Below are 1,457 nucleotides of genomic sequence, written 5' to 3'. Positions count from 1 at the left end.
TGTCCCTATGGTTTTCGTCAAGCGGCAAGGGCGTGGTCTGTAGGTCGGGCTTGGTAGGGCTGGCGGTCGCGGAGCATGGCGAACAGGACGTCGACGCGGCGGCGGGCGAGGCAGATGAGGGCGGCGTTGTGGCGTTTGCCCTGGGCTCTTTTGCGGTCGTAGTAGGTGCGGGATGGTGGGTGTGACAGTGAGGCGAACGCAGCGAGGAAGAACGCGCGTTTGAGCTGTTTGTTGCCGCCTTTGGGTGGGTGTTCGCCGCGGATGCTGGTGCCGGAGCGGCGGGTGACCGGAGCGAGGCCGGCGTAGGCGGCGAGATGGCCTGAGGTGGCGAAGGCGGTGCCGTCACCGACTTCGAGGAGGATCCGGGCTGCGGTCCTGACCCCGATGCCGGGCATCGAGGTCAGGACCTCGGCAAGAGGGTGGGCATCAAGCATCCGTTCGACCTCGACGGCCAGCTCGTCGCGTTGGCGCAAGACTTCGCGCAGGCTGTCGGCCAGCTTGGGCAGGATCGTCTCGGCTGCTGTGGTGCCGGGGACGGTCACGGTCTGCTCGGCGAGGGCGGTGAGGATCTGCTCGATCAGCCGTTCGCCCATCCGCGGGGCTCTCGGGCGGACGATCTCGACGAGTTTCGACCGGCCCGCGCGGCGCAGTCCGGCAGGCCCACCGCATCGCGACAGCAGTTCCAGGACTGCCTTGTGCTGCACTTTCGGGCCGAGGACACGTTCGAGTGCGGGATGGATCTGGGTGAGCAGTCCCCGGATGCGGTTCGCGGTGCGGGTGGCTTCGCCGGCGAGGTCGTCGTCGAAGCCGACCAGGACCTCCAGCTCGGCGAGGGTGTCGTCACCGACGTCGACCCGGCGCAGTGTGTGGGGCAGGGTCCGGGCGGCGTCGGCGATCACGAAGGCGTCGTGGGCGTCGGTCTTGGCGTTGCCGGGATGCAGGTCCGCGATGCGGCGCATGGCCAGGCCGGGCAGGTAGGCGACCTGGTGCCCGGCGGCTCGGGCGACGGTGACGGGCAGGGCTCCGATCGAGGCGGGCTGGTCAACGACGACCAGCACTGCACCGTGCCTGGCGAGTTTGTCGAACACCTGCCGCAACCGGGCCTCGATGTTGACCAGAGGGGCGTCGTGCAGACGCTTGCCGTCGCGGTTCAAGGCGACGGCGTGATGACCGTCCTTGCCTACGTCCAGACCGAGAAACACCTGGTAGCCGTCGTGCACATCGCCTCCCCGCGACAGCGGTACCTATCCCGGTCGCGCTTGTCTGGCGTCGACTGCCGGCAGCCACGTTACGAAGAGACCAACCCGACCTGACGAGTGGTCATGTCCCTTATCAGCGGTCCATCGGCGCCACCCGGCCCGGTGACAACACCCCCCGGATCATGCGAACGACAGGGGCAGGCAGTCATGCCGGACCAGGCGACCGAGCGTCCCCTACGGGGACCTGAAAAAGGTAAC

Annotated in this window: 1 protein-coding gene; it reads right to left on the bottom strand. The window is 68.2% G+C overall.

Features of this window, described 5'->3' with window-relative positions; translation table 11 throughout:
- Positions 1 to 17: 17 nt before the first annotated feature.
- Positions 18 to 1,220, bottom strand: a complete 1,203-nt coding sequence (locus tag Aco03nite_RS52375; RefSeq protein WP_203810768.1) for an IS110 family RNA-guided transposase — start codon at positions 1,218 to 1,220, stop codon at positions 18 to 20.
- Positions 1,221 to 1,457: the final 237 nt, after the last annotated feature.

The organism is Actinoplanes couchii (assembly GCF_016862075.1).
Taxonomy (GTDB): Bacteria; Actinomycetota; Actinomycetes; order Mycobacteriales; family Micromonosporaceae; genus Actinoplanes; species Actinoplanes couchii.
The sequence above is the reverse complement of the archived record's forward strand: the minus strand, read 5'-3'. Positions and strand labels throughout refer to the sequence as shown.